The following is a 26,188-nucleotide window of genomic DNA, read 5'->3' on the forward strand; positions in this document are numbered from 1 at the left end:
CTTTATGATCTTCGATCAAATTTTTTGTCCAAATCTTTGTGACTTTGTGGTTAAATAAACCTACAAAATTTCAAATATTTTCTCAGCGTTTTCTGTTGTGATCCTATCAATTTCTGCAAAATCTTTTTGATAAATATCAACTAATTTCCCCACAACTAAATCGAGATAAGAACTTTCATTTCTTTTACCACGAAACGGAACGGGCGCCAAATACGGCGAATCTGTTTCCAAAACAATTTTGTCTAACGAAATTTCATTTAAAAACTGGTCTATTTTCCCATTTTTAAAAGTCACTACGCCACCAATTCCTAAGGAAAATCCCAAATCAATCGCGTGTTTTGCTTGCTCTAAATCCCCGGAAAAACAATGAAAAATCCCTCTCAATTTTGAATGTTTTTTTCGTTCTAAAACCTCAAAAGTTTCATCAAAACTACTTCTTGTGTGTATTACAATTGGTAAATCTTTTTCAATTGCCCAATCTATTTGCTTTTCAAACGCTTTTATCTGAATATCCAAAGTCGTTTTATCCCAATAAAGATCAATTCCTATTTCACCAATTGCGGGAAATTTTCTTTGATTTAAAAAATCTTCAACCAATTTTAATTCATTTTCCCACGATTCTGGTTTTACATAACAAGGATGAAGTCCGATCATTGAGAAAATTTGGTTTGGATATTTTGTCTCCAAATCAAACATTTTTTGATGACTTTGAGAATCAATTGCTGGTAGAAAAAATTTAGAAACACCTTTAGAAATGGCTCTTTCAATCATTTTATCGCGATCTTCGTCAAATTCTTCTGAATATAAATGCGTGTGCGTATCGATCATTTGTTGTACTGAAATTTTATTATTTGAAATCTTTAAAACTCTTAGGATTTTTAAAACTCATTAAATTTTTTGCGAAAACTTGCAGCCCGACTTGAGTGGAGCTCTTTTATGTGCAGCGAAGCGGAACAAAAAAAGCGGGAACGGAAGGCGGATAAAGCTGCCCAAATAATTTTAAAAGATCTTATGATTAACTTTGGCTTGTTGAGAAGCAATTTTAAGTTTTAATTTTTCCTGAAATTCCAGATATTTTGGATTTTTTGTATCATCTGTTTTATGTTCTAAAGCTTTTCTTATCTTCAAATTTTCACCGAAAAAACTTTTACATTCTTCCGTAAAATAAGCTTCCACAAACTTTTCCCAAATGTATTGAATGGCCTGGGAATTTGGATGAATCAAATCATCTTTATAGAAACGATAATCCCGAAGATCGTCAATCATCATTTCATAAACCGGCAAATAATTAACGTATTCAAAAGTAGAAATCACCTCGTGAAGCGCTGTAAATAGTTTTGCTTTGCTTAGTTGATTTTCTGTAATTCCATCTTTTGTATGACGAACCGGCGAAATGCTAAAGAGAATCTGAACATTTTCCGAACAAATATCTTTTAGAAGTGAGATGGTTTCCGATATAGAATCACAAATTTCTAAGTGCGTCAAATATCTTTTTTCAAAATATTTTGCAGGAATTTTATGGCAATTTGCTACTAATTTTTTCTTGGGTAAAAATTCATAAATGAAAGAAGTTCCCAAAGTTATAATTACAAAATCGGCAGATTTCAAAAACTCGTTACTTAGCTGAATCTGGTGGTTTATAGAATCTAAAGTCTGATGAGAAAATCTTGAATTATAAGTAGAATTGTGATCCAAAGAAATATATTCGCCATTAAATTTTATTAAATCCTCTTCTGTATAAAATTCTGCATCATGAATTTTTTTTAAAGCTTTATTTATTGAATATGGATTAAATAGGGTTCCAAAAGGGTTATTAAAACTTTGTAACTGTCCTTCTAAAAGTTTGGCAGATATTTCTGCGGAAAAACAGGAACCAATGCTGAAAATATTTGAGTTTAAATTGATTTTATTGGAGGAAATGGGAAGATCAACTTCCGTTCGAAATTTCATAATGTAATAATATGTGCGCGTTTTTTATACTTCTCTTTTTAGTAAATAATTGGCGAGTTCTACGAATGGTTTTTTTCTATCTTCAGAAACATCAATTTTAGCAAGAAACTCTTGCGCCAAATGATTGTGCTTTTGAATAAGCTGAAGCACCTTTTCTTCTACCCTAGTTCTGCGGAAAATTTTCTCAACACCATGAATTTTGTCAATGTTGTCGGTTTTTTTAGAATACCAGTAATTCAATTCGTCACGCTCTTCTGGCGTTGCGTTTTGCATGGCATAGTGGTACAAAACCGTTTTTTTATTTTCATAAATATCGCCAGCATGCTTTTTTCCAAACTGCGCCATATCGCCAAACACATCAAGATAATCATCCATAATTTGGAATGCAATACCGACGTGTTTTCCGTAATTAAACAAATGTTTGGCATCTTTAAAATTTGCGCCAGCTATTACTGCACCGATTTCAAAAGACGAAGCGCTTAAAATACCCGTTTTATAAGTGATCATTCTTAGATAGTCATCGAAAGTAACATCTTTTTCAGACTCAAAATTGATATCGTATTGCTGTCCTTCACAAAGTAAAATCCCCGTGTGGGTAAAAATTCTCACGCAGGCCTTGTATAATTCTGGTTCCAGATCTTCGAAAAATTTATAGGCTTTCAATAATAATCCATCTCCTGAAAGAATACCGACATTGATTCCGTGAAGTGTGTGAATTGTTGGTTTATTACGTCTTAAAGGCGCTTCATCCATAATATCATCATGAATCAAAGTGAAATTATGAAAGAATTCTATCGCTAAAGAAGGTTTTATCGCTTTCTTTTGATCACCACCAAACATATCGTTTGCCATTAAAACCATAATTGGTCTTAACCTTTTGCCTCCATGACTGATAATGTAGTTCATCGGCGCATACAATTCTTCCGGTTTGTCTTTAAATGTATACCGCGCAATCGCCTTTGCAACAATTTTCTGATAGTCTTCCAAAAATTCCATAAATACTTTGTTTACTGCAAAAATACGATTTTTAAAATTTTTTAGAGGTAAAAAAAGCGCCAAACTTTATGGGAAAATAATGAACGATAATTTATAGATTTGTGCTTATTATTTAATGTAAACTAAAGTTTTGTCAATGAAATACCTATCACTTTTGCTTTACTTTTTTTTATTTCCAAAATATTCTTCGCAGATTTTAAAATTATCTGAAAAACCTTTATCAGAAAGAAAAATTGACTCATCAAAAACCGGATTAACTTCCCTTTTAAATGAGAAAAATTGGAATGAACTTTTCCCAAACCGTTCGGATTTAAAAAATAGTAAAGATTTTTATTCCTTTAAATCTTTTGTTAAAGCCTCAAAATATTTTCCTGAATTTCTTTCCGACAATGATGAAATTAAAAAACGTGAGCTTGCCGCTTTTTTAGCAAATATTGCACAAGAAACAAGCGGTGGCTGGCCAGAAGCTCCGGGTGGCTATTTTAAGTGGGGTTTATATTTTGTGGATGAGCAGCAAACGGGTTTACAAAATGATTATGCCGATTTTTCTAAATTAAATTATCCACCGGTAGATGGTAAAAAATATTTTGGGCGCGGACCAAAACAATTAAGCTGGAATTATAATTATGGACAATTCAGTGAAGCTTGGTTTGGCTCAAAAGATATTTTATTAAAAAATCCGGATTTATTATCTGAAGATCCAGTTCTTTCCTTTGCCTCGGCAATTTGGTTTTGGATGACGCCGCAGTTTCCAAAGCCTTCATGTCACGAGATAATGACCGGAAAATGGACGCCAAGCGATAATGATATTTTAAATGGTCGTTTAGCTGGTTTCGGCTCAACCGTAAATGTTATAAATGGTGGAATTGAGTGTGGAAATGGTAAAGATCTCGAAAAAACAAAATACCGATATGACTATTATCGGTATTTTTGTGATTACTTTAAAGTTTCGCCAGGTGACAATATTTCCTGTGCTACTCAAAAACCTTTCGGACAATAATTTTATTGAACTAAAAAAATATTTTTAAAATTACTTTCCGAGTTTTATCTTTAAATTTTTTATCATATCCTGGGTCATTTCAGAAATGCCAAAAGTGTAATTTAAATCCCAATCTTTTTTAGCAATTGAGTCATCAATCGAAGCTGGCCAGGAATCTGCAATTTTTTGACGAAAATCTGCATCGTAAGAAATTTCAAATTCCGGGATTTCTTTTTTAATTTCTGCGGCTAATTCTTTTGGTGTAAATGACATTCCGCCTAAATTATACGAGCTGTGAATAGTAAGATTTTCTTTCGGCGCCGCCATTAATTTTAGAGTAGCATCGATAGCGTCATCCATATAAAGCATCGGCATAGCCGTGTTTTCCGTGATGTAACTTTTATATTTTTTCTCTTCTAAAGCCTCGTAGAAAATCTCAACAGCGTAATCTGTAGTTCCGCCACCGGCAGGTGTTTTCCAGGAAATTAAACCAGGATATCTGATGCTTCGTACATCAACTCCGTATTTATCAAAATAATATTCGCACCATTTTTCACCCGACATTTTAGAAATTCCATAAACCGTTGTTGGATTTAAAACCACATCCTGACCCACATTTTCTTTGGGAATTCCTGTTCCAAAAACAGCAATAGAACTTGGCCAAAATATTTTTGAAATTAAACCTTCTTTTGCCATTTCACAGAAATTAAGCAGAGGTTCAACATTTAATTTCCAGGCAAAAAGTGGCTGTTTTTCTGAAGTTCCGGACAATAAAGATGCTAAATGATAAACTGTTGTTATCTCATAATCTTTGATAACCTGGCGAACCAATTGCGTGTTAGAAACGTCCATTCTTTCATAATAACCAGCAGAAGTTAAACCTTTTTGCCACCTGTCTAAGCCTGAAGCAATCACATTTTCCGCGCCGTGTATTTCAACCAAACGGTTTGTTAGTTCTGTTCCGATTTGTCCTAAAGCGCCTGTGATAAGAATTTTTTCTGTGGTCATATATTATTTTATGCATCGCAAATTTAATAAAATTTAAGTTTCAAAAAAATTGTGACTGTTATATTTAAGTTAAAAGTAATTCTTTATATAATTGCAAATTCTTAATTTTGAAATATTAAAAAATTTAAAGCAAATGAACCAACCAGAATTTATTATAAGAAAAGCGACTGAAAATGATGCAGAACTGATTTTTAACTTAATTAAAAAATTAGCCATTTATGAGAAAATGGAAAATGACGTCATTACAACTGCAGAACAATTAAAGGAAAATATTTTTAAGAATAATTTTGCTGAAGTTGTGATTGCAGAAGAAAATTCTAAACCTGTTGGTTTTGCTTTGTACTTCTTTAATTTTTCAACATTTTTAGGAAAACCAGGTCTTTATTTAGAAGATCTTTATGTGGAAGAAAATCATCGTGGCAAAGGTTACGGTAAAAAACTGCTTCTGCATTTAGCAAAAATCGCTAAGGAAAAGAACTGTGGCAGAATGGAATGGTCGGTTTTAAACTGGAATGAACCTGCAATTAATTTTTATGAATCACTTGGTGCGAAAGGAATGAAAGAATGGACGGTTTACAGATTAGATAAGGAAACGATAGCAGATTTAGTGAAATAGAATGCTCAATTAATTTGAAAATTTTTTCTTAAAAAGGAATAACCCGCAGCCCGACCTGAGTGGAGCTCTTTTTATGTGGAACGAAGTGGAACTTAAAAAGCGGGAACGGAGGGCGGAAATTGCTGCCCAAATTAATTACACAATTAAAATACACTTTTATAACAGATTAAATCAAAGAAAGTTAATTGTAATTAAATATTATTTCTTATTTTTGCACCTTGAAATTATTAACAACTAATTTACAATTATGAACAATTACGAAACTGTTTTCATTTTAACTCCCGTTCTATCTGACGCACAGGTGGAGGAAGCAGTACAAAAATTTGAAGATCTATTGACTTCAAACAAATGCGAAATCGTTGCCAAAGAAAAATGGGGACTTAAGAAATTAGCATATCCAATTCAATTGAAAAAGAATGGATTTTACACTTTGATCGAATTTAAAGGCGAAGGAACTGTAGTTGCAGATCTAGAATTGGCTTTTAAACGTGACGAAAGAGTTATCCGTTATTTGACAACGAAATTAGATAAACATGCTATCGAATGGGCTGTGACCAGAAGAGCAAAAAGAAAATCTGCGAAAGCTTAATTATTAATCCTTAAAAACAAAAAGACATGGCAATAGATGATATGGCTCAACAAGCCGCAGCAGGTGGAGAAAGCGAAATTAGATTTCTTACCCCAATTGATATCAATACAAAATCAGGAAAAAAATATTCCAGATTTGAAAAATTCGGTATTAAATATGTAGATTACAAAGATCCAGATTTCCTTTTACAGTTTGTAAATGAGCAAGGTAAAATCTTACCAAGACGCTACACAGGAACTTCTTTAAAATACCAAAGAAAAGTTTCTTCTGCAATCAAAAGAGCGAGACATTTGGCTTTAATGCCTTATGTGGCAGATTTACTTAAATAATATTTAACAAAATACTTGTTGGTTGTAATTTTACACCTAACTTTTAATTTAAAAAAAGGACAACAATGCAAATTATCTTAAAAAAAGACGTAGAAAATTTAGGTTTAGAATTCGATACTATCGATGTAAAACCTGGCTACGCGAGAAATTTTCTTTTACCACAAGGCTATGCACTTTTAGCAACGCCTAAAAACAGAGCGACTCTTGCAGAAACTCTGGAAAGCAGAAAAGAAGAAGAAGCAAAATTAGTTGCAGACGCTAACAAAATAGTTGAGCAATTGAAGAAAACAACAATGGTTATCGAAACTAAAGTAGGTTCTGGTGATAAATTATTTGGTTCTATCAACAACGGAAATCTTTCTGATGAGCTATCTAAAAAAGGTGTTTCTATTGATAAAAAATACATTAAAATCCCGGGAAGTACGATCAAAAGAACTGGTAAATATACTGCAAAAGTAAGATTACACAGAGAGGTTGAGTACGATTACGATTTTGAAGTAATTTCTGATGCTCCGCCAGTAGTTGCGCTACAAAAAGCGCCAGTTGCTAAAAAAGTAGAAGTTTCTGACGAAACAACTTCTGAGCAATCATAAGATTCAATTCTTATAAACTTAAAAGTCCCGACAAATTTTGCCGGGACTTTTTTTTATTTAATGAAAAAAAGACCACTTTATAAAAGTGATCTTTTGAAATTAATATGGATTATTTGCTCCAGCTTATTTTTGAATGTTTTACATCATGAGAACTTGTTCCGATCATAATATCAAAATCACCAGATTCCCAATCAAATTTTAAATCTGAATTATAAAATTTCAAATCTTCGGGTGAAATGTCAAATGTGATTTTTTTACTTTCACCTGCTTTTAAAGCTACTTTTTGAAAACCTTTTAGTTCCTGAACAGGTCTCACAATACTTCCAATCATATCGCGGATGTAAAGCTGAACAACTTCTGAACCATCAAATTTACCGGAATTAGTTAAAGTGACACTCGCCTGAATTGCTTTATTACCTTTTGGTTTAATATCTGAAACTGAAATATCAGAATAGTTAAAGTTGGTGTAACTCAAACCAAATCCAAAAGGAAAAAGTGGTGAATTACACTCATCAAAATAATTTGATCTAAATTTTTCAAACTCGCATTTCTCTGTTTTTTCAACGCTTAACGGTCTACCTGTATTAAAATGATTGTAATAAATCGGGATTTGACCCACACTTCTTGGGAAACTCATCGGCAATTTACCGGAAGGATTTACTTTTCCAAATAATACATCAGAAATTGCAAGTCCGGCTTCACTTCCCGGAAACCAAACATCAAGAATTGCATCTGCCTGTTTATTTTCGTCATTTAAAGTTAAAGGTCTGCCATTAAATAAAACCAAAACTATCGGCTTTCCAGTTTTTTTCAGTTCTGCTAAAAGATCTTTTTGTGCATCAGGAATTGAAATGTCAGTTCGTGAGCTGGATTCACCACTCATTTCTGCACTTTCCCCAATTGCCAAAACAATTACATCTGACTTTTTTGCGATGTCTGACGCTTCTTTTAATAATGCTTCTTTTGAGCGGCTGTCGCGGTTGGTGTTTTTCCCAAACATTGCAGCTCTTTCTTCTGTTGCAGCATCATAAAAAACATTGCTTCCTTTGGCATAAAGAAATTTAACATCTTTACCCGTAGTTTCCTGTAAACCTTTCAGCAAAGAAATTGAATTTTTATGAACGGCGCCAACTGACCAGGTTCCAGGCATATTTTCTGCATTGTCTGCTAAAGGTCCGATCACAGCAACAGTTCCTGATTTTTTTAAAGGTAAAGTTTGATTACTGTTTTTTAACAAAACCATTGACGCAGAGGAAATTTCTCTCGCCGAATTCTGATTTGCCTGACTAAAAACTTCTGTTTTTGCTCTAGCAGAATCATTGTATTTATAAGGATCATTAAATAAACCAAGATCATATTTTGCTTCCAGAATTCTTCTCGCTGCGCTGTCAATATCTTTTTGAGACACTTTTCCTTCAGCCAAAGATTTTTTTGTGGTTGTTAAAAAACCTTCACCCACCATATCCATATCAATTCCTGCGTTTAATGCAAGCATAGAAACCTGCTTTAAATCGCCCATTCCGTGGTCAATCATTTCGTTAATTCCAGTATAATCTGTAACAACAAACCCTTTAAATTTCCACTGATTTCTTAAAACTTCTGTTTGAAGCCATTTATTTCCAGTTGCAGGAATCTCATCAACAGTATTAAAAGAAGCCATTACTGAAGCAACGCCCGCATCAACCGCGGCTTTATAGGGTGGAAAATAATCATTATACATTTTCAGACGGCTCATATCAACTGTGTTGTAATCGCGTCCGCCTTCTGCTGCGCCATAAAGTGCAAAATGTTTTACACAAGCCAAACCTGTATTATTTTTCGCAAGATCATTTCCCTGATAGCCGTAAACCATTGCCTTTGCGATCTCTCCTCCTAAAAAAGGATCTTCACCCGCACCTTCTGCAACTCTACCCCATCTTGGATCTCTCGCGATATCAACCATAGGCGAATAAAACCAGTTAATTCCGTCTGAAGTGGCTTCTGTTGCGGCAATTCTGGCAGATTTTTGAATTAAATTCATATCCCAGGAAGAAGCCAAACCAAGCGGAATTGGAAAAGTAGTCTCGTAGCCATGAATTACATCCATTCCGAAAAAAAGTGGAATATGAAGACGACTTTTTTCAACTGCTACTTTTTGTACTTCGCGAATCTTGTCTACTCCTTTTATATTGAACAAACCACCAACTAAGCCCTGCTCCACTTTTTTACCAATATCAGAACTTTGCGCGGCTCCAGTGGTAAAATCTCCCGAAGAAGGTAAATTTAATTGACCAATTTTTTCGTCTAAAGTCATTTTTACCATCAGCGCATCTACGAAAACTTTACGCTTTGTGTTGTAGTCTTTTGCCTGATAACTTTGTACAGGTTTTGTCACCATTTCCTGCGCAGAAAAGAAAGGCGCTAAAGCTAACGCCGCTGCTATTATAATCTTCTTCATTTTTTATTTTTTATGTGATGTTAATTTGTTTAAAGATAAAAACTGTATCTCTTTCTAAAATCAGAGAATATTTTATAAAGGTCAAATTGTTTTCTTTAATTTTTCTTTTGAGAAAGCATCCAGTCGTAAAGTTTGGGATCAGAATAAGTAGAATCCCAGGAATTATGATTGTCATTTGGAAAAACAGTAAGTTCTGCCTTCGGATTTATGGGATGTAAAACCTGCCAAAAACGAAATGCATTTTCAGGATTTACGATATCGTCCATTCCTCCCTGAAAGATTTTGATATTTAAATCTTTGTAATTATTAATTGTTGCTTCCATGACGCGATCAACTGGCGCACAAACTGAAGCAACTGCCGCAAACATTTCAGGATGTTCACCTGCTAATTTAAGAGTTCCCCAACCTCCCATGGACAAACCCGTGAGATAAATTCTTGAAGCATCTATCTTATATTTATCCTGAATTTCTTTGATTAAAAAATAAACTGCCTGCGTATCCCACCAGGTATTTTCCGGACACTGCGGTGCCAAGATCGCAACGGGTTCTTTTATTAAATTTTTGTAAGTGAACGGACTGTGGTTTTTAACAATATCTAAGTTTGTACCTCGCTCGCCGGAACCATGCAAAAAAACAATTAAAGGAACTGCAGATTTTACGTTTTGAGGATAATCTATGATGTAGTTTAAACTTTTCTTGACTTTTACTTCTTTATCAAAACTGGCTTTGATTTCCTGTGCGTGAAAAGTTGTGATAATGACTGAAAACAGAATTATGTAAATGGATCTTAATTTCATAAGTGGGATTTTAAAAGATTTTTTGATTTTTAAAAATTACGAAAATTAATTAAATATTCTATTTTAATACACTTTTATTTTTTGAAACAAAACTTATAGCCCCGATGGAAGCGGCATCCTTTTGTGATGAGGAACGAAGAGCAAAAGATATAGCGGACAGCGGGAAATAGCTTCAAAAAAAATATTTAAAATTGTTTAAAAACCTAAAAATTATATTGTGTGGAATGAAAATCCAGTTTTTTTAAACCTTGTCTGATCTCCGGCGCATTCATAAATAATTTCCAGAGTAATCCTGTTCTGTAATTTTCGATCATTGGGGAAATTGTTCCCTGATCAATGGCTAAATAACGCGGCGTAAACCAATCATCATTGTTAATGGAAGTAGCGTCAAAAGGACCTGCTTCGCCAATAAACTGCGGTTTTTCAGTGTAAATAAATTTTAAAAAATCCATTGATTCTTTTGGTGTGTAGGGAAAACTGCTAAGAGCGGCGGTCGGGGAAATTACGCCCAAATCGTTGGAAGGCATGTGCGCATTGTAACCGGTAGAACCGTCGCTATTTCTGCTGTAACTTGCTGTTAATCCCCAATAATTTTTGCCGTAACCTTTGTAATTTTTAGGATTTTCGATGCAGTATTTGTAATCGATCAAAACTTGATTTTGATTTAAAGTGAAATAATTTTTGACATTTTTATCACTCAAACCTCGGGGATCTAAACCGAGATAGGAATATTGCGTCCAAAAAAGTGGTCCGCCAAATTCTTCCGCGCCGTTGTTTTTTACAAAAAGAGGCAAATTATATTTTGTTTTAGTACTTTTTATGTCGCCATTTCTTGACCAACCTTTGTAATAAGTTTCCGCATCGATAGGATATGTTGGCGAGGATGCGGCCAAAATATAAGTGATCAAACATTCGTTGTAACCTTGAAGAGGGAAATTCATCTCCCAATTATAATTTGGTGACCAATGCCAGTAAAGTGTTTTTTCACCGCCTTTTGTGTACCAGTTCCATTGAATACCTTTCCAAAGTACATCGCATTTTTGAGCTAAAAGTTTTTCTTCAGCATTTCCATTTTTAAAATATTCACGAATGCATAATAATCCTTGTGCTAAAAATGCAGTTTCTACTAAATCACCGCCGTCATCTTTTTTACCAAAAGGGACAGTTTTGCCGGTTTCACCATTTATCCAATGGCTCCAAGCGCCTTTGTAACGGTCAGCTTTTGCCAAAAAATCTGCAATTTGATTTAATTTTTTCACGGCTTCATCTCTTGGAATAAAATGACGGTCAACACCCACGAGAATTGTCATCAGACCAAAACCTGAACCACCGGTTGTGACAACATTTTTGTCATTATCCGGATAAATATTATCTTCATGATAACGTTCTCTGCCCATCATAGATTTTGGTTCTGCAAAATCCCAAAAATATTTTAGAGTTTGCTGTTGAACTTTATTTAGCAATACCGTTTCTGAAGAATATACATTTTTAGAAATAGATGTATCAGATTTAGATAAAGTGTTATTTGCAGTTTTACAGGACAATAAACTTAAAACCAGGACGCAGGAAATGTTTTGAAATTTCATTAAAAAATTTTTAAAATTTTAAATAAAAAAATAGCCAAAGTATAAACCTTGGCTATTGTCTCTATTGTTATTTTAGTAACCAGGATTTTGTGTCAGTAAGTTCTGACTGCTGATTATAGAATTTAAAGGTATCGGAAAAACTTCATTTTTCCCGGCTTTGTAACCGTATGGTGCTAAAACTGTAGTTGCCTGACCTGTTCTTACCAAATCTACAAAACGGTCACCTTCCATCGCGAGTTCAACTCTTCTTTCTTTCCAGATCGCTGTTCTTAAAGCAGGTTGACCAATCGCCGTAGTACCTGCTAAAGCTGCTCTGGTTCTTACTTTATTAAGTTGTGTAGTTGCAACTGTTGTGTTTCCTAACTCATTCGCAGCTTCAGCATTTATTAATAAAATCTCTGCAAATCTGATAATTCTGATATTCTGTACAGAACCCTGATCGCAGGCTGCGTCTTGATCTTTAGACGGAACGTACGCTTTTTGATTCCAAACATTTCCAGCCTGTGGATCTTGTTTTTTGATAACATCGCCTTCCGGTGTAGTTTCTCCTTCTCTTAAAAGTGTAAGCTCTTTTCTAATGTCACCCGGTTCGTAAGCAGATTCTAAAGAAGCTGCTGGAGTGAAAAATCCCCAACCATATTGGTTTCTTACACCCTGTACTTGTGCAAACTGACTTCCACCGTATTGTGAGGAACAGCCACAATTGACTTCAAAAACAGATTCTGAACCAAATTCGCCTTGAACTCTGAATAGATGATTATAACTTGGATCTAAAGAATATCCCAAAGCTATCACCTGATTTGAAGTATCATAAGCTTTCTGCCAATCTTTTTTATACATATAAACTTTCGCAAGCAATCCTAATGCAGCACCTTTTGTCACTCTACCCTGATCACTTGCGGGATAAGTTGTAGGTAAAACATCTGCTGCGGCAATTAAATTCGAAATAATGAAATTGTAAACTTCATCTTTAGAATTTCTTGGAATGTTATAATTTGACTGTAAACCATCAAAAATCGGAACACCGCCATAAATACGAACTAAATTAAAATAAAAATATGCGCGTAGCATTTTTGCTTCAGCAAGTAATCTGGTTTTAAGATTAGCGTCCATTTCAATCGCAGGAACATTTGTAATCACCTGATTGGCTCGGTTTATAAACTGAAACTGACCAATCCAGTAACCTTCAACTCCACCATCACTTTGCGTATAAGTAAAATTATCATAAACATTGATAAAAGAGGCATCACCAGGATTTGATCCCTTTTCAACGTCGTCCGCAGGAACCCCGAATACAAATTGAGTAGGAAAAGCTGAATTTTCCCATGTTCTCAGTGAACTGTAAACTGCGCTCGTTGCTTTAATAGCGTCATCCTGTGTTTTAAAGAATGCGGTGGCATCCGTAACACCTTCCTGTTTTATATCAAGAAATTCATCCTTACAGCTAACTGTAAGCGAAAGTGCTGATATTATAAAAAATATTTTTTTCATTATGATATATTTAAAAAGTTAAATTCATTCCCATTGAATAGATCGCAGAAATCGGATAAATATTATTATCGATTCCTAACTGAACTCTGTCCCCATTTAAAATCTCTGGTGAAAAGCCATGGTATTTAAATGAAGTCCAAGGATTTTGAGCACTTAAATAAATCCTTACTTTATTTATTTTTGGTTTTTCAGAAAATCCTTTAGGTAAAGTATATCCAAACTGTATATTTCTAATTCTGATGTAGCTTCCGTCTTCAACATAAAAACTACTTGGTAAAATTATAGCCTGGTTATTAGTAATTAATGAATAACTGTTTGATGTGCCTGGACCTGTCCATCTATTGTTGTAGATATCTTCATCCCAGTTTTCATTACCAAAACGCTGTTCTCTATTAAAATTGTAGATCTTATTACCAAAAACACCCTGAAAATCAATAGCAAAATCTACATTTTTCACATTGAAATTAAGACCAAAACCATAAGTTCCCTTTGGTACCGGACTTCCCAAGAACGTTTTATCTCTTGCGTCAATGATACCATTTCCGTCAATATCTGAAAATTTAAAGCCACCAACTGTCGCTCCATTTTGAGTAGCTGAAGAAGTTACTTCACCAGAGTTTTGAAAAACGCCCGCCACCTGATAACCATAATAAGAACCTACCGCCTGACCTTCTTGTAATCTAACGATAGAATTACCAAAAAGTGATGCGCCAGTTTCCAGATAAGAGCCTCCAAATACTGACGTGATTCTATTTTTAAGTGCAGTATAGTTTGCATAAACACCAAATTTAATATTTTCATTAATGTTATGATCATAATTTACTGATGCTTCCAGACCTTTGTTATTAAAGGAATAGGCATTGGTAACATAATTATTGTAGTTAGCAGCTCCCGAAACTGTACCTTGTACTACACCGTAAACTACATTCTTACTGTCTTTATCAAAATAGGTTGCTTCAATTTTTAGATCATTGTTAAGCATCGCCATTTCAATACCGAAATCCTTTCCTGTTGTGATCTCCCAATCAATATTTTTATCAACGATCTGGTCAATGGTTTGTGCAGGCGAACCCGTATTTCCATAATAAGCTCCGGAATTAAGCGTCGTCACATTTAAATTATACGCCAAAGCGACATCTGGATTTCCTAATCTACCGTAACTTCCTCTAAGTTTTAAAAGGTTAAAGAAATTTTGACCGCTCATGAATTCTTCTTTAGAGATCACCCAACCTGCACTGATCGCAGGGAAATATTTGAATCGGTTACTGGAAGGATATTTTGAACTTCCATCACGACGGATAGATCCATTTAGCAAATATTTTCCGTTGAAATCATAATTTAATCGACCAAAGTAAGATTCTATTCTGTACTGCGTAGGAACAACGCCACGACCAAGGTCGAAAGTTGTTTCAAGAATCTCTGTTCCGTCGCCAATATTTAACGATCCATTAGAACCGTCATAATTTACGTTATTAGCATATCTATAGGAAGGTGTAAAAGAATTTCTGGTTCTGGAAAAACCAGCCAATAACTCTATATTATTTTTACCCAAGCTTTTTTTCCATGCTAATGTGTTGTCCCAAATATAATTCCGGTCTCTGTTATTATTTGTAACTAAATTTGACAAATTAGGATTAGGAAGATATGTAGAAACAGGAACGTATTCATACTGACTTGCGTTTTTATTATCTGTAGAATAACTAACTCTTAAGGTAAAATCCTGAAGGAATTTATATTCTCCAAAAACATTATTTAAAAGTCTTTCTTCTCTGATCTGTGATCTGTAAAGATCAAGTTGCGCTCTTGGATTCGCAACAGAAACTAAAGTGATAAACTGGTAATTTCCTGTTGCCGGATCGATCGGATCATAAACCGGTGGCGCATTATAGGCATTTAACAAAGGGTTCCTTGAAACATCAATTTTTGATTTAACAAACGTGAAGTTATTACCTATTGTTAAATGATCGTTTATTTTGTAACTTAAATTTAGTTTTGTGCTTAATCTGTTATAGCCACTTCCAGAATTAACACCTCTTTCCGCCGCTAAATTTCCTTCATCCTGAAGGTTACCAACACTTGCATAATAAGTCAGATTTTTTACCTTTCCTGCACCGGAAAAATCATTCGAGCTTATCATACTCGTTCTGAAAATTTCTTTGAACCAATCTGTATTTGCAGGATAATTTGCTCTGGTGATAGAACCGTTGGTTGAACCAGTATCGTTCAAAAGTTTTTCGTTGTAAAGCTCAACATATTGATCGCCGTTTGCTAACTTCGGTACATTTGTTACGGTTTTAATACCGTAGTAATTATTAAAATTAAATACCGGTTTTCCTTTACCTGTCTTAGTTTTGATGATCACTGCCCCGTTGGAAGCTCTTGCCCCGTAGATTGCCAAACTCGAAGGATCTTTTAAAACACTCATAGATTCTACATCCTGAGGATTTAAAAAAGAAATATCGTCAGTAATATTACCATCAACAATAAAAACTGTTTTCCCCGTCAAGGAGCCAATTCCACGAATATCAACTCTGGGAGAAGTTCCCGGACTCCCTGAATTAATGATCTGTACACCCGAAATTTTACCTTGAATGGAGCTAAGCGGATTGGCGTTTGGCTTATTGGCAAGATCTTTTGCGGATATTACACCGATACTTCCTGTGATATTGTCCTTTTTTTGAGTACCATACCCCACTAATACAACTTCTTCAATTTTTTTCTCTGCAGAAGCACTATCTCCCTGCGTTTGCTGTGCATTTACACTCATACCAAAGTACAGTGCAGCGACAAGGCAGGGGAATTTTAAACTATTAGTTTTCATAAATTTTGTCATTTTTAGTTTCCTGAATGTTATAATCTCAAAGTTAGATAATATAATGAAACGTGAAATAAATTTTAACAAAAAATTTGGATTTGAATGTTAAAATTTAATAATTAAAAAATAAAGCAGCGAATCTTAAAAAGTAATAAAGACATAAATAACTGTTATGTAATACATTAGAATTATCAATGAAAGTTTATAAATATTTTATTTAATTATATCTTTAAAATTTACAGTTAATGTTCTATTTTGCTCTAAAATATATTATAAAAAGCAAACCTGGTTTTTATTTTCAAAATTTTAAATATAATTTACTGTAAATAAATATCTTATGCCATTTGGATAAAATTAATTTTAAGTAAAATTAATGAAAATACAATCTCTAATATTTAAAATAAAAATTTAAAAAACATCATAATATTAACCAAAAATTAACGCTGGCTTACAAATTTGAAATATTTTCTAAAATAGATGGCTTAATATTTGACAAAAAATCGAAAAAGAAATATGAAAACTAACTTTTACGTTATAGCCGCAGTTTCTGCAGTCACCGTTACCGCTACTACAACTTCCTGCGTTGCGCTTGCAACTTCAGGCATTGGTTTGGCAATCTTAAAAAAAGTACTTTTAGGAGGTATTAATAAAGGACTAAATATCTTTAGCGACAAAAACAGTTTTTTACAAAATAACCTTATTGATCAAGCTATGCCAAGTCAGCTACGTCAGATCAACTCCACTTTAGAAAGTTTGGGTTTAAAAAATCTGGTTGCCAAAGAAAAAGATTACATAGCACAAGCTGCAGTTTATACGGTTGGTGTTTCCCGCCCTATTTTAACAAATGCTGTTAATAATTTGACCTCTGCAGATGCAGTAAGAATTGCGCAGGGAGGTTCAGGTATAGCGACACAAATTTTAAGAGAAAAAACAGAATCACAATTAGTTGCTGCTCTTACTCCAAAAGTTAATGAGAAATTGAATGAATTTGGCATTGTCAAAACTATAAATTCTGCCTTAAGTGGAAGTAATTTGTTAGGCTCACTTTTAGGACAAAATAATACGCAAAACATTGCTACAAACGGTTTAAGCAATTTCGCTACACAACAGTTGGTAAATGGATTATTTAATATTATCCAGAAAGATGAGGTTGACAATACCTCAATGATAAAAAATTCTCTTAATCAAAACACAAAATAATATAATGGATACAAACAGACTATCTGCAGCAATGCAGTCGGCTTTGATCAGCCAAATGACAAAAGAATTACACGCCTCTCAAATATACCTTTCATATGGAATTTGGGCAGATACTCAGGGATATGGCGGTATCGCAAATTTACTTTTTAGACATTCCGGTGAGGAGAGAGATCACATGATAAAAATAATGGAATATATTTTACAACGTGGCGGAAGACCAGTTGTTGAAGCAATTCCTGCTCCGCCACAGGATCCAGTTAATATCACAGAATGTTTTAATAAAGTTTTTCAGCATGAAGTTGACAATACGACCGCTATTTATAAATTAGTTGATCTATCATTTGAGGAAAAAGACTGGGCAACCTGGAATTTTGCGCAATGGTTTGTAAAAGAACAGATTGAAGAGGAAAAATTAGCTTTAGATTTAATTGATAAAGTTAAAATTGCTGGTGGAGATCGTGCTTCTGATGAATCTTTGTTTTCGCTGGATGAAGCTTTAGGCAAAATGTCCGATTCTGAAACTTTAGCCCGTGAGGCAACTTCTGAAAAACCATAAATTAATTTCCCTTCGGGGAAATTTTTAATTTTTAAAACTAAAATAATGGATATTGTAGGACAAAATCAAAATAATGATCAGGAAGCTTTTTACGCATCTCTGAAAGATAAATTAGAACAAACGCACGATTTTCCGGAGGATTATCTTTATAAATTTATCGTCACAAATGATCAGGCAAAATTAACAGAAATTTACCGGGTCTTTGACGGCATTAAATTTACAATGACAAATCGTGATAGCAAAAATGGAAAATACACTGCAATAAGTATTAATGCTTTTGTTTTGGATGCTGATCAGGTCATCAAAATTTATAAAGAAGTTGGTTTAATAGAAGGCGTAATGATGCTATAATTTTTTTAAAATGAAAATACTGATAACTGGCGGCACAGGCTTAATAGGAAAAGCCTTAATTCAAAAACTACGCGAAAGAAATCACGAAGTTAATCTTCTGGTCCGGACAAAAAAAGGCGATCTAAATGAATTTCTTTGGGATGAAAAGAATGGTAAGATCGATGAAAATGCTTTTAGTGATATAGATTCGATTATCCATTTAGCGGGTGCCAGTGTGGGAAAGAGATGGACAGAAAGTTATAAAAAAGAACTTTATTCAAGCAGAATTGATACGGCGCATCTATTATTTAAAACATGTGTGAAATTAAATTTAAAATTAAAATCCTACATCGCAGCTTCTGGTATTAATTATTATGGAACTTACACTTCGGATGAAATTTTAACGGAAAATGATCAGGTGAAACATCAGGATTTCCTCTCAAATCTTTCCGTTGCCTGGGAAAACTCTGCTGATGAATTTGCTTCAATAGCTGATAAGATTGTCTGGATGAGAACGGCGATGGTTTTATCAAATAAAGGTGGCAGTTTTCTGATGTTAAAAAATATTGTCAATTACAACATTGGTTCGGCAATAGGAGATGGAAATCAGTGGCTCAACTGGATCCACATCGACGATCTTGTAAATATGTACGTCCAGTCTGTGGAAAATCCTGAGATTTCAGGTAAATATAACGCAGTTGCATCAGAAGTTCCTACCAATAAAGACTTTATGAAGGATTTAGCTGAAAAAAGTGGAAAATTTTTCTTACCAATCAATGTTCCGGAATTTGTAATGAAATTGGCGATGGGAGAAATGTCTGAAATAATTCTTACAGGAACAAGAGCCAGTAATGAAAAGATTAAAAAGACGGGTTTTAATTTTAAATATTCTACTTTAAATGAAGCTTTTCAGGATTTAATTTAAAATTATTTCTCTATAAAAAAGCGGACGTTTTCAAGCGGTCTTCCAATCATTGCGACTTTATCTTTGATCAAAATCGGCCGTTGCATTAAGATCGGATGTTCAAACAAAATCTCTATCAATTTTTCTTCTGAAATAGTTTCTAAATCTAAATTGAGAGTTTTGAAAGAAGGTTCATTTCTTCTCAAAATTTCTGAAGGCGCACAGTTCAACTTTTTTAAAAGCGTTTTAATTTCAAGTTTTGAAAGCGGATTTTCAATAAAATCGATGATCTCAAATTTTACATTATTCTCGTCCAAATACTCCAAAATCGCCCTTGATTTTGAGCATGAATTGTTATGTAAAATCTTTATCATAATATTTAAAATAAACCGTTTAATTCCGCATCGATGCGTTCCAAAATAAAGCCAAAATCTTCAGGATTAGAAACAAAATCCAAGTCATTAACATCAATAACAAGAAGTTTTCCTTCGCTGTAATTATTGATCCATTTATCGTATTTTTTATTTAATTTCTGTAAATAATCAATACTCATTTCCGCCTCATAATCTCTTCCTCTTTTCGCGATCTGCTTCACTAAAGTTGGGATTTCTGCTCTTAAGTAAATCAACAAATCCGGTGCCGAAACAAAACTCTTCATCAGGTTAAAAACCGAGTTATAATTTTTAAAATCACGCTCAGACAGCAGATCCATTTCATTTAAATTCTCCGCAAAAATATAAGCATCTTCATAAATAGTTCTATCCTGAATTACGCTCTTTCCACTTTCTCTTATTTCCTTCACCTGGCGAAATCTGCTTCCCAGAAAATAGATCTGAAGTGCAAAACTCCACTGCGACATATCTTTGTAAAAATCTTCAAGATAAGGATTATGATCAACATCTTCAAACTGCGCTTCCCAGTTGTAATGCTTTGCTAACATTGTTGTTAACGTTGTTTTTCCTGCGCCAATATTTCCCGTAACTGCAATGTGCATCTTAAATTATTTAATAGTAAAAAACTGAAAAATTACTTATTTTCAATTCTGTAAATATAAAGTTTGTTTTTCACGATCGCCAAAAAATTATTAGAGTTTTTATCCACAATTTTAGCATTTTGATTTTTGAAAACTTCGGCAAAAATGCCTGCTGAATTGTATTTGCCTATTTTTTTATCTTCAATAATAAAGAAATCATTATTTTCACGATGCAACTTTTTACCATTGACAATTTCTTTTTTAAAAATCAGATTGCTCTGAAGATCATAAACCGCAAATTCTTTTTCCTTTAAAATGTAAATAAGATTTCTATAAACGATCATATATCTAATATCTTCAAAACCAAAATTCATTAAATAAGAATTCTGAATATTTTTATCCCGAAATCTATATTTAATTAACCGTTTTGTACTGTCTTCTAAAAGCCAAAAATACTGCAGATCTGCGCCGTAAGCCATCACAATTGAGCCAAAATCCTGCCTCAAATTAATACGCTGAATTTCCACTAAATTTTCATCATAAAGACGCATTTCCTGTGCATTTTCGGAAAAAGCAAAAATATTGAGCGGATTTTCTACAGATTGCACTTTGAAAGGAACGGTGAACATTATTTTGGACAACTGCAAATCAGTAGAATCATACTTCGCAAAACTCAAATCTGTATTTTTGTAAAGGTAAAAATCACCGTAATCATCTGCAAAAAGAGCATTTGTCTCCCTTAAATTTAAAGAATCAAGTGGATATTGCTTTTGAGCGGATGTGAAAAAAGAAATAAAAGAGAAAAAAATTATCAAAAATTTTAAATAATTAAAACTTTGATATTGTAATATTTTTCCCAGATTTATCATTTTTTACTCGCTGATTTTTAATTCATAAATTTTGCTCCAGTTTTTACCTGTTATCAGCATATTATTTCCTTTAAAAGCAATTCCGTTCAAAACGGCGTCTTTATCATCTTTCACAAGATTTTCATTGACAATTTTCGTTAAATCAAAAATACCCGCAATCTCACCGGTTGCTGGATTTATCTTTAAAATAATTGGTTTTTGCCAAACATTAGAATAAATAAAACCTTTGTGATATTCAACTTCGTTTAATGAATCATAAACTTTATTATTGTCTGCAACAGCAACAAATCGGATCATTTTTGACGGATCTGCCGGATCGAGAAAATAGATATTTTTTGTGCCATCTGTTGTTATAAGATTTTTTCCGTCAGTTGTCAATCCCCAACCTTCCGCAATCATACCGTTTGATTTAAATTGATTTAAAAGTTTAAAAGTATTTTTATCGTAAATAAATCCAATTTTTGTCTGGTAAGTTAGCTGATAAAGTTTATCTCCCATTATAGAAATGCCTTCTGAAAAAATATCTGCGGGTTGATCAACTACTAAAGCTGGAGTTGTGCTTCCTAAAGAATATTTCATCAGTTTGGACTTTCCGGCAAGACCAACACTTTCGTAAATAGTATTTCCGTCTAAAAAGAAACCTTCAGTGAAATTCTTTGTATCGTGCGGATAATCTGCTACAATTTCATAAGTTAAACTTTTTGGCGCATTTTTGGCAAAAACATTGATTGTAGCGTCTTGTTGCAAAACTTCACCATTTTTTTTCTTAATATTATAAGTGACATCGTTTTCACCTAAAGTAAAATAAGCAGGATCGATTACCAGTTTATTGAGTTCTTTATCACCAAAACTGATAGTGATACTTTCAGCATTGTCCGTCACATTTTTTGGTAAATCCAATTTGTCCCCAAAATTATAACCTTTGGTTGTCATATAATTACTGTAATCATTTAAAGAATTGGTGATTTCTTTATCTTTATTACAGCCCGCTAATAAAAGGAGTGAAAGCATTCCGCCAACGAGATATTTTTTCATTTTTATTTAATAATTGCCTCAAATTTACGAAATTTTGTCATTCTTTTTCCTTTCAAAATTTCTGATTTAAGTAAAAAATTTTACGACGAATGCAAAATGTAATATCTTTTAATTTTCTTAAATTGCATTTTTACAAAAAATATGAAAAACGCTTATATAATTGACGGAACGCGCTCTGCGATTGGTAATTTTAAAGGAACTTTGGCCGAAATCCGGACTGATGATCTTTTAGCGCAGGTTTTAAAAAATTTAATCAATAAAAATCCAGAAATCCCCTTAAATAAAATTGACGATGTTATTATTGGTTGCGCCAATCAGGCGGGAGAAGACAATCGAAATGTCGCAAGAATGGCTTTACTTTTGGCAGGAATTCCTTTTTCTGTGCCGGGAGAAACGGTGAATAGATTATGCGCTTCCGGAATGAGCGCAATTGTTCAAGCTGCAAGAGCTATAAAATCTAACGAAGGTGATCTTTTTATTGCTGGTGGCGTAGAAGGAATGTCACGCGCGCCTTACGTTATTTCAAAAAGTTCTAGCGCATTTGGTACCGACGCAAAAATGTATGATTCAAGTTTTGGCTGGCGATTTACAAATCCTAAAATGGTAGATCTTTTTGGTGTTGAAGCGATGGGAAATACTGCGGAAAATCTCGCAGAAATGTTCAATATTTCCCGTGACGAACAGGATGAATTTGCTTTAAATTCTCAAATGAAAGCTACAAAATCTCAAATTTCAGGCAGATTAAAAGAAGAAATCTCAGATATAAAAATAGCGCAAAGAAAAGGGGATGATTTGATTTTTAACGTAGATGAATTTGTAAAACCAAATTCAAGTTTAGAAATTTTAGGAAAACTTCGTCCGGCTTTTAAAAAAGAAAACGGCAGCGTCACCGCCGGAAATTCTTCCGGTTTAAATGATGGCGCAGCCGCAGTTTTAATTGCTTCGGAAGATGCGGTAAAAGAATATAATCTAAAACCTTTAGCAAAAATATTAAGTTCCGCAGTTGTGGGCGCTGAACCAAGAATTATGGGAATTGGTCCGGTTGAGGCGACCAAATTAGCTTTAAAAAGAACCAGTTTAACATTAGAACAAATTGATGTTATCGAATTAAATGAGGCTTTCGCAGCGCAAAGTATTGCGGTTTTAAAGGAATTAAATTTAGAAAATAATGATCCGCGTGTCAATATAAACGGCGGCGCAATTGCACTTGGACATCCACTTGGAATGAGCGGCACAAGGATAACATATTCAGCTGCGCTGGAATTAAAAAATTCTGGAAAAAAATACGCTTTAGCGACCATGTGTGTGGGCGTCGGACAAGGTTACGCGGTGATTTTAGAAAACTGTAATATTTAAAATTTAATCAAAATTAAAAAATCCCAACACAATAATGTTGGGATTTTTTAATTTTATTTTGAAAGAACGAAACTTCTACTTTAGCCCCGATTGCAGCGGCATCCTTTTTTGGCGCGAGCGAAGCGAGCGCCGAAAAAGATATAGCGGAAAGCGGGACTTATTTTGAAACAGAAAATTAATCTTCTTGCTTCTAAAAAATACTACAATATTCTGGAAGGTTCGTCATAATTCACCATCCAGTCTACACCAAATTTGTCGGTCCACATACCAAAATAAGCGCCCCAAAATGTGCCTGATAATGGCATTGTTATGTTTCCACCTTCTGATAATTTATCAAAAAGATTTGTCGCCTCGTCACGTGATTTTGCATCCAGCGAAAGTTGAAAACCATCACCGCGTGAAAATTCTTTGTCAGATTTCGTCATTATATCGCTTCCATAAAGAAACGTTTCTTCAGAAATTTGCAGTTTTGCATGCATCACTTTAGTTTTTTGCTCTTCAGAGATTTCCTCCATTCCTTCCTGCGGTGGCATATCACCAAATAAACTAAATTCTGCAAAGGCTGTGTCAAACACACTTTTGTAGAATTCAAATGCTTCTTTGCAATTGCCGTCAAACATTAAATAAGGGTTTATTGTTGCCATATTTTTATTTTTAGTTTTTAGTTTTTAGTTAAAATATTTTTTAATTCATTATTAAACGCCGAACTGTTCCAAATGATGGTTGAGATGTTTTGCAAACATATTATTCCATTCCGAAGATTTTAATTTTCCAAAAGACGAACTTTCTTTTCCGTCAAATGCTTCGGCACCAAGTTGTTGCGTTTTCTGGATAAAACCGATCAAACGTAACTTTTCAGCGTCAAAATCTCTGGAATCTGCAATTTTAAAAGCCAAACTTGTCGGTAAATTTTGTTTGTAAGGAACATCATTGATTATTTTAGACTTTACAAAATTCTTTAAAATAAATTTTGCGATCCCACTTACTTTTTTATGCTTTTGTGGCTCGTAAACCATTACATAAGAAACATTGCAGTGCGCCAGCATTTTGTCAACCGTCATACTTCCCCACTTTCGCTGGGTTTCTGCAGATAATTTTTGAATTCTGTCAATGTAATTTTGAGCTTCTTTGAGGTCGAAAATGTTCTGCATTTAATAAATTCTATGTTTTAACAAAATTAATTTTTTTCCAGTGAAAACAATCAATTATTTTAATTAACTCTAATTTCTGCAATCAAAATTAAATTTTAAATAAGAAATCTTCTTGAGGTTGAATTATAAAAAATATCCTCTTAATTTTGCACCTTACAAAAAACGAACATGAATAAAAACTTATTTCCATTGGCTTTGGGCGGTTTAGGAATTGGCACTACAGAATTCGTAATTATGGGACTTTTGCCGGATGTTGCCAGTTCTTTAAAAATAAGCATTCCGGAAGCGGGACATTTAATTTCGTCTTATGCTTTCGGCGTTGTCGTTGGCGCCCCTTTGCTGATCGGCTATTCAGCGAAATTTCCACCTAAGAAAATCCTGATGGTTTTGATGGTTATTTTCACTGTTTTCAATGGTTTATCAGCTTTATCTTCCAGTTATAATGTTTTAATGGTGATGCGTTTTCTCTCAGGTTTACCTCACGGCGCCTTCTTCGGCGTTGGAACTGTGGTCGCGGTGAAACTCGCTAAAGAAGGAAAAAAAGCACAGGCAGTTGCTGCAATGTTTGGTGGTTTGACGGTCGCAAATTTAGCAATGGTTCCGTTGGTTACTTATATTGGTCACGAACTGAACTGGCGTTTTGCCTTTGGAATTGTTGCTTTATTGGGAATTTTAACTCTACTTTTTTTAAAACTTTGGCTTCCTGATTTAGAACCTCAAAGAACAACAACTTTAAAAGAAGAGTTGATTTTCTTTAAATCAAATAAAGCCATCAATATCTTGGCAATAACGGCAATTGGTTTTGGCGGACTATTTACGTGGTTCAGTTATATCGCACCTTTGATGACGAATGTTTCAGGTTTTCAGAAAGATTCTATTTCTTATATTATGGTTTTGGCGGGCGCCGGAATGGTTGTGGGAAATTACGCGGGCGGAATTTTAGCAGATAAAATGAAACCGGTTTTAGCGATTGCTTTATTGTTCTCGTTAATGATTTTAGCTTTGATTTTAGTTTTCCTGTTTTCAGAATATAAAATTATTTCACTGATCTTAACTTTCATTTGCGGCGCACTTTCTATGTCAGTTGGCGCACCAGTAAATATTTTAATGTTAAAAGCTGCAAAAAATTCAGAAATGATGGCTGCTGCTTTCATGCAGGCAAGTTTTAATGTGGCTAATTCTTTGGGTGCATTTTTGGGCGGCTTACCTTTGGTATACGGTTTAAGTTATAATTATCCCTCCTTGGTTGGCGCAGGAATGGCTTTCATCGGATTATTTTTGAGCTTTGTTTACTTTAAATCTTTTAATGAAAACGAAATTAATTAACGATAAAGTTTAAAACAATTTGAAAATTTTTAAATTTCATTTTGTGCATATTATCTCAATTTCAAATATCACGTCCTTATCAAAAGGGTTTTTTTAAAATTTATAAATTCATCCAAATTACAGTTTTTCAATCCGCGTTTCTCATTGCGGAATTTCGCACTTTTCGTGGCAAGAATACTTCTTTAAATAATTTTACTATAAATCACTTTATCTCTTATTTAAATAAAATTAAAATTTTTATTTCTATTTTTATAAATCTAACATTACATAGTTTACGTATATAGAAGCTATTAACTAAATAA

At 33.8% G+C, this 26,188-nt stretch carries 26 protein-coding genes; 11 read left to right on the plus strand and 15 right to left on the minus strand.

From position 1 onward, the window contains the following. Nucleotides 1–60: 60 nt before the first annotated feature. The 3 genes from BM238_RS04360 to BM238_RS04370 all read right to left on the minus strand — a co-directional run bounded on the left by BM238_RS04360 (nt 61) and on the right by BM238_RS04370 (nt 2,946). Nucleotides 61–828, minus strand: a complete 768-nt coding sequence (locus tag BM238_RS04360; protein WP_090078939.1) for a TatD family hydrolase — start codon at nt 826–828, stop codon at nt 61–63. A 171-nt stretch (nt 829–999) separates the two neighbouring features. Continuing rightward, nucleotides 1,000–1,950: a GSCFA domain-containing protein gene (locus BM238_RS04365; RefSeq protein WP_090078940.1), complete on the minus strand. Its 951-nt coding sequence runs from the start codon at nt 1,948–1,950 to the stop codon at nt 1,000–1,002. A 24-nt stretch (nt 1,951–1,974) separates the two neighbouring features. Next, nucleotides 1,975–2,946, minus strand: coding sequence for a polyprenyl synthetase family protein (locus tag BM238_RS04370; RefSeq protein ID WP_090078941.1), 972 nt, complete (start codon nt 2,944–2,946; stop codon nt 1,975–1,977). A 136-nt stretch (nt 2,947–3,082) separates the two neighbouring features. On the opposite strand from BM238_RS04370, the gene BM238_RS04375 reads away from it, so the two are divergent. Continuing rightward, nucleotides 3,083–3,946: a chitinase gene (locus tag BM238_RS04375; protein ID WP_090078942.1), complete on the plus strand. Its 864-nt coding sequence runs from the start codon at nt 3,083–3,085 to the stop codon at nt 3,944–3,946. Nucleotides 3,947–3,976: 30 nt separating this feature from the next. Here BM238_RS04375 and BM238_RS04380 read toward each other — a convergent pair whose 3' ends face one another. Next, nucleotides 3,977–4,933 (minus strand): NAD-dependent epimerase/dehydratase family protein, encoded by a 957-nt coding sequence (locus tag BM238_RS04380; RefSeq protein WP_090078943.1) that lies wholly within the window; start codon nt 4,931–4,933, stop codon nt 3,977–3,979. Nucleotides 4,934–5,066: 133 nt separating this feature from the next. On the opposite strand from BM238_RS04380, the gene BM238_RS04385 reads away from it, so the two are divergent. The 4 genes from BM238_RS04385 (at nt 5,067) to rplI (ending at nt 7,060) form a co-directional block, all read left to right on the plus strand. Next, nucleotides 5,067–5,549 (plus strand): GNAT family N-acetyltransferase, encoded by a 483-nt coding sequence (locus BM238_RS04385; protein ID WP_090079119.1) that lies wholly within the window; start codon nt 5,067–5,069, stop codon nt 5,547–5,549. A 247-nt stretch (nt 5,550–5,796) separates the two neighbouring features. Beyond that, nucleotides 5,797–6,138 (plus strand): 30S ribosomal protein S6, encoded by a 342-nt coding sequence (gene rpsF, locus BM238_RS04390; protein WP_090078944.1) that lies wholly within the window; start codon nt 5,797–5,799, stop codon nt 6,136–6,138. A gap of 26 nt (nt 6,139–6,164) precedes the next feature. Next, nucleotides 6,165–6,467, plus strand: a complete 303-nt coding sequence (rpsR, locus tag BM238_RS04395; RefSeq protein WP_090078945.1) for a 30S ribosomal protein S18 — start codon at nt 6,165–6,167, stop codon at nt 6,465–6,467. Nucleotides 6,468–6,532: 65 nt separating this feature from the next. Then, the gene (gene rplI, locus BM238_RS04400) at nt 6,533–7,060 is read left to right on the plus strand and encodes a 50S ribosomal protein L9 (RefSeq protein ID WP_090078946.1); all 528 of its coding nucleotides are present in this window, start codon (nt 6,533–6,535) and stop codon (nt 7,058–7,060) included. Between the two features lie 109 nt (nt 7,061–7,169). On the opposite strand, the gene bglX is transcribed toward rplI, so the two are convergent. The 5 genes from bglX to BM238_RS04425 form a co-directional block, all read right to left on the minus strand. Further along, nucleotides 7,170–9,497 carry a beta-glucosidase BglX gene (gene bglX, locus BM238_RS04405; protein ID WP_090078947.1) on the minus strand — a complete coding sequence of 776 codons (2,328 nt, stop codon included), beginning with the start codon at nt 9,495–9,497 and terminating at the stop codon, nt 7,170–7,172. A gap of 95 nt (nt 9,498–9,592) precedes the next feature. Further along, on the minus strand, nt 9,593–10,294 hold the full coding sequence (locus tag BM238_RS04410) for a carboxylesterase family protein (protein ID WP_090078948.1): 702 nt from the start codon (nt 10,292–10,294) through the stop codon (nt 9,593–9,595). 203 nt (nt 10,295–10,497) lie between these two features. After that, nucleotides 10,498–11,880 (minus strand): glucoamylase family protein, encoded by a 1,383-nt coding sequence (locus tag BM238_RS04415; protein WP_090078949.1) that lies wholly within the window; start codon nt 11,878–11,880, stop codon nt 10,498–10,500. A gap of 72 nt (nt 11,881–11,952) precedes the next feature. Beyond that, the gene (locus tag BM238_RS04420) at nt 11,953–13,371 is read right to left on the minus strand and encodes a RagB/SusD family nutrient uptake outer membrane protein (protein WP_090078950.1); all 1,419 of its coding nucleotides are present in this window, start codon (nt 13,369–13,371) and stop codon (nt 11,953–11,955) included. Nucleotides 13,372–13,381: 10 nt separating this feature from the next. Beyond that, nucleotides 13,382–16,204 (minus strand): SusC/RagA family TonB-linked outer membrane protein, encoded by a 2,823-nt coding sequence (locus tag BM238_RS04425; protein ID WP_090078951.1) that lies wholly within the window; start codon nt 16,202–16,204, stop codon nt 13,382–13,384. 495 nt (nt 16,205–16,699) lie between these two features. Here BM238_RS04425 and BM238_RS04430 point away from each other — a divergent pair, with 495 nt between their 5' ends. The 4 genes from BM238_RS04430 to BM238_RS04445 are packed head-to-tail and all read left to right on the plus strand — an operon-like array spanning nt 16,700 to nt 19,197. Next, entirely contained in the window at nt 16,700–17,386 is a 687-nt protein-coding gene (locus BM238_RS04430) for a DUF4197 family protein (RefSeq protein ID WP_090079120.1), read from the plus strand. Nucleotides 17,387–17,390: 4 nt separating this feature from the next. Beyond that, complete coding sequence (locus BM238_RS04435; protein WP_090078952.1) at nt 17,391–17,942, plus strand: ferritin; 552 nt, start codon at nt 17,391–17,393, stop codon at nt 17,940–17,942. 45 nt (nt 17,943–17,987) lie between these two features. After that, nucleotides 17,988–18,293 (plus strand): DUF493 domain-containing protein, encoded by a 306-nt coding sequence (locus tag BM238_RS04440; RefSeq protein ID WP_090078953.1) that lies wholly within the window; start codon nt 17,988–17,990, stop codon nt 18,291–18,293. 10 nt (nt 18,294–18,303) lie between these two features. Continuing rightward, nucleotides 18,304–19,197 (plus strand): TIGR01777 family oxidoreductase, encoded by an 894-nt coding sequence (locus BM238_RS04445; protein WP_090078954.1) that lies wholly within the window; start codon nt 18,304–18,306, stop codon nt 19,195–19,197. A 2-nt stretch (nt 19,198–19,199) separates the two neighbouring features. Here the strand turns inward: BM238_RS04445 and arsC are convergent, their stop codons facing one another. Genes arsC through BM238_RS04465 form a run of 4 tightly spaced genes read right to left on the minus strand, consistent with a single transcriptional unit; the run spans nt 19,200 to nt 22,053 of the window. Then, nucleotides 19,200–19,550, minus strand: coding sequence for an arsenate reductase (glutaredoxin) (gene arsC / locus BM238_RS04450; protein WP_090078955.1), 351 nt, complete (start codon nt 19,548–19,550; stop codon nt 19,200–19,202). A gap of 5 nt (nt 19,551–19,555) precedes the next feature. Beyond that, nucleotides 19,556–20,170 (minus strand): deoxynucleoside kinase, encoded by a 615-nt coding sequence (locus tag BM238_RS04455; RefSeq protein WP_090078956.1) that lies wholly within the window; start codon nt 20,168–20,170, stop codon nt 19,556–19,558. A gap of 32 nt (nt 20,171–20,202) precedes the next feature. Continuing rightward, on the minus strand, nt 20,203–20,964 hold the full coding sequence (locus BM238_RS04460; RefSeq protein WP_143093352.1) for a hypothetical protein: 762 nt from the start codon (nt 20,962–20,964) through the stop codon (nt 20,203–20,205). A gap of 57 nt (nt 20,965–21,021) precedes the next feature. After that, a complete protein-coding gene (locus tag BM238_RS04465) occupies nt 21,022–22,053 on the minus strand; it encodes a glutaminyl-peptide cyclotransferase (protein WP_090078958.1) in 1,032 nt (343 codons plus the stop codon). A gap of 141 nt (nt 22,054–22,194) precedes the next feature. Between BM238_RS04465 and BM238_RS04470 the strand changes: the two genes are divergently transcribed. Beyond that, a complete protein-coding gene (locus tag BM238_RS04470) occupies nt 22,195–23,409 on the plus strand; it encodes an acetyl-CoA C-acyltransferase (RefSeq protein WP_090078959.1) in 1,215 nt (404 codons plus the stop codon). Nucleotides 23,410–23,609: 200 nt separating this feature from the next. On the opposite strand, the gene BM238_RS04475 is transcribed toward BM238_RS04470, so the two are convergent. Then, nucleotides 23,610–24,053 (minus strand): VOC family protein, encoded by a 444-nt coding sequence (locus BM238_RS04475; RefSeq protein WP_090078960.1) that lies wholly within the window; start codon nt 24,051–24,053, stop codon nt 23,610–23,612. A 51-nt stretch (nt 24,054–24,104) separates the two neighbouring features. Further along, a complete protein-coding gene (locus BM238_RS04480; RefSeq protein ID WP_090078961.1) occupies nt 24,105–24,560 on the minus strand; it encodes a DUF1569 domain-containing protein in 456 nt (151 codons plus the stop codon). A gap of 168 nt (nt 24,561–24,728) precedes the next feature. Here BM238_RS04480 and BM238_RS04485 point away from each other — a divergent pair, with 168 nt between their 5' ends. Beyond that, nucleotides 24,729–25,886, plus strand: a complete 1,158-nt coding sequence (locus BM238_RS04485; RefSeq protein WP_090078962.1) for an MFS transporter — start codon at nt 24,729–24,731, stop codon at nt 25,884–25,886. Nucleotides 25,887–26,188: the final 302 nt, after the last annotated feature.

This window comes from Halpernia frigidisoli (genome assembly GCF_900113805.1).
Taxonomy (GTDB): Bacteria; Bacteroidota; Bacteroidia; order Flavobacteriales; family Weeksellaceae; genus Halpernia; species Halpernia frigidisoli.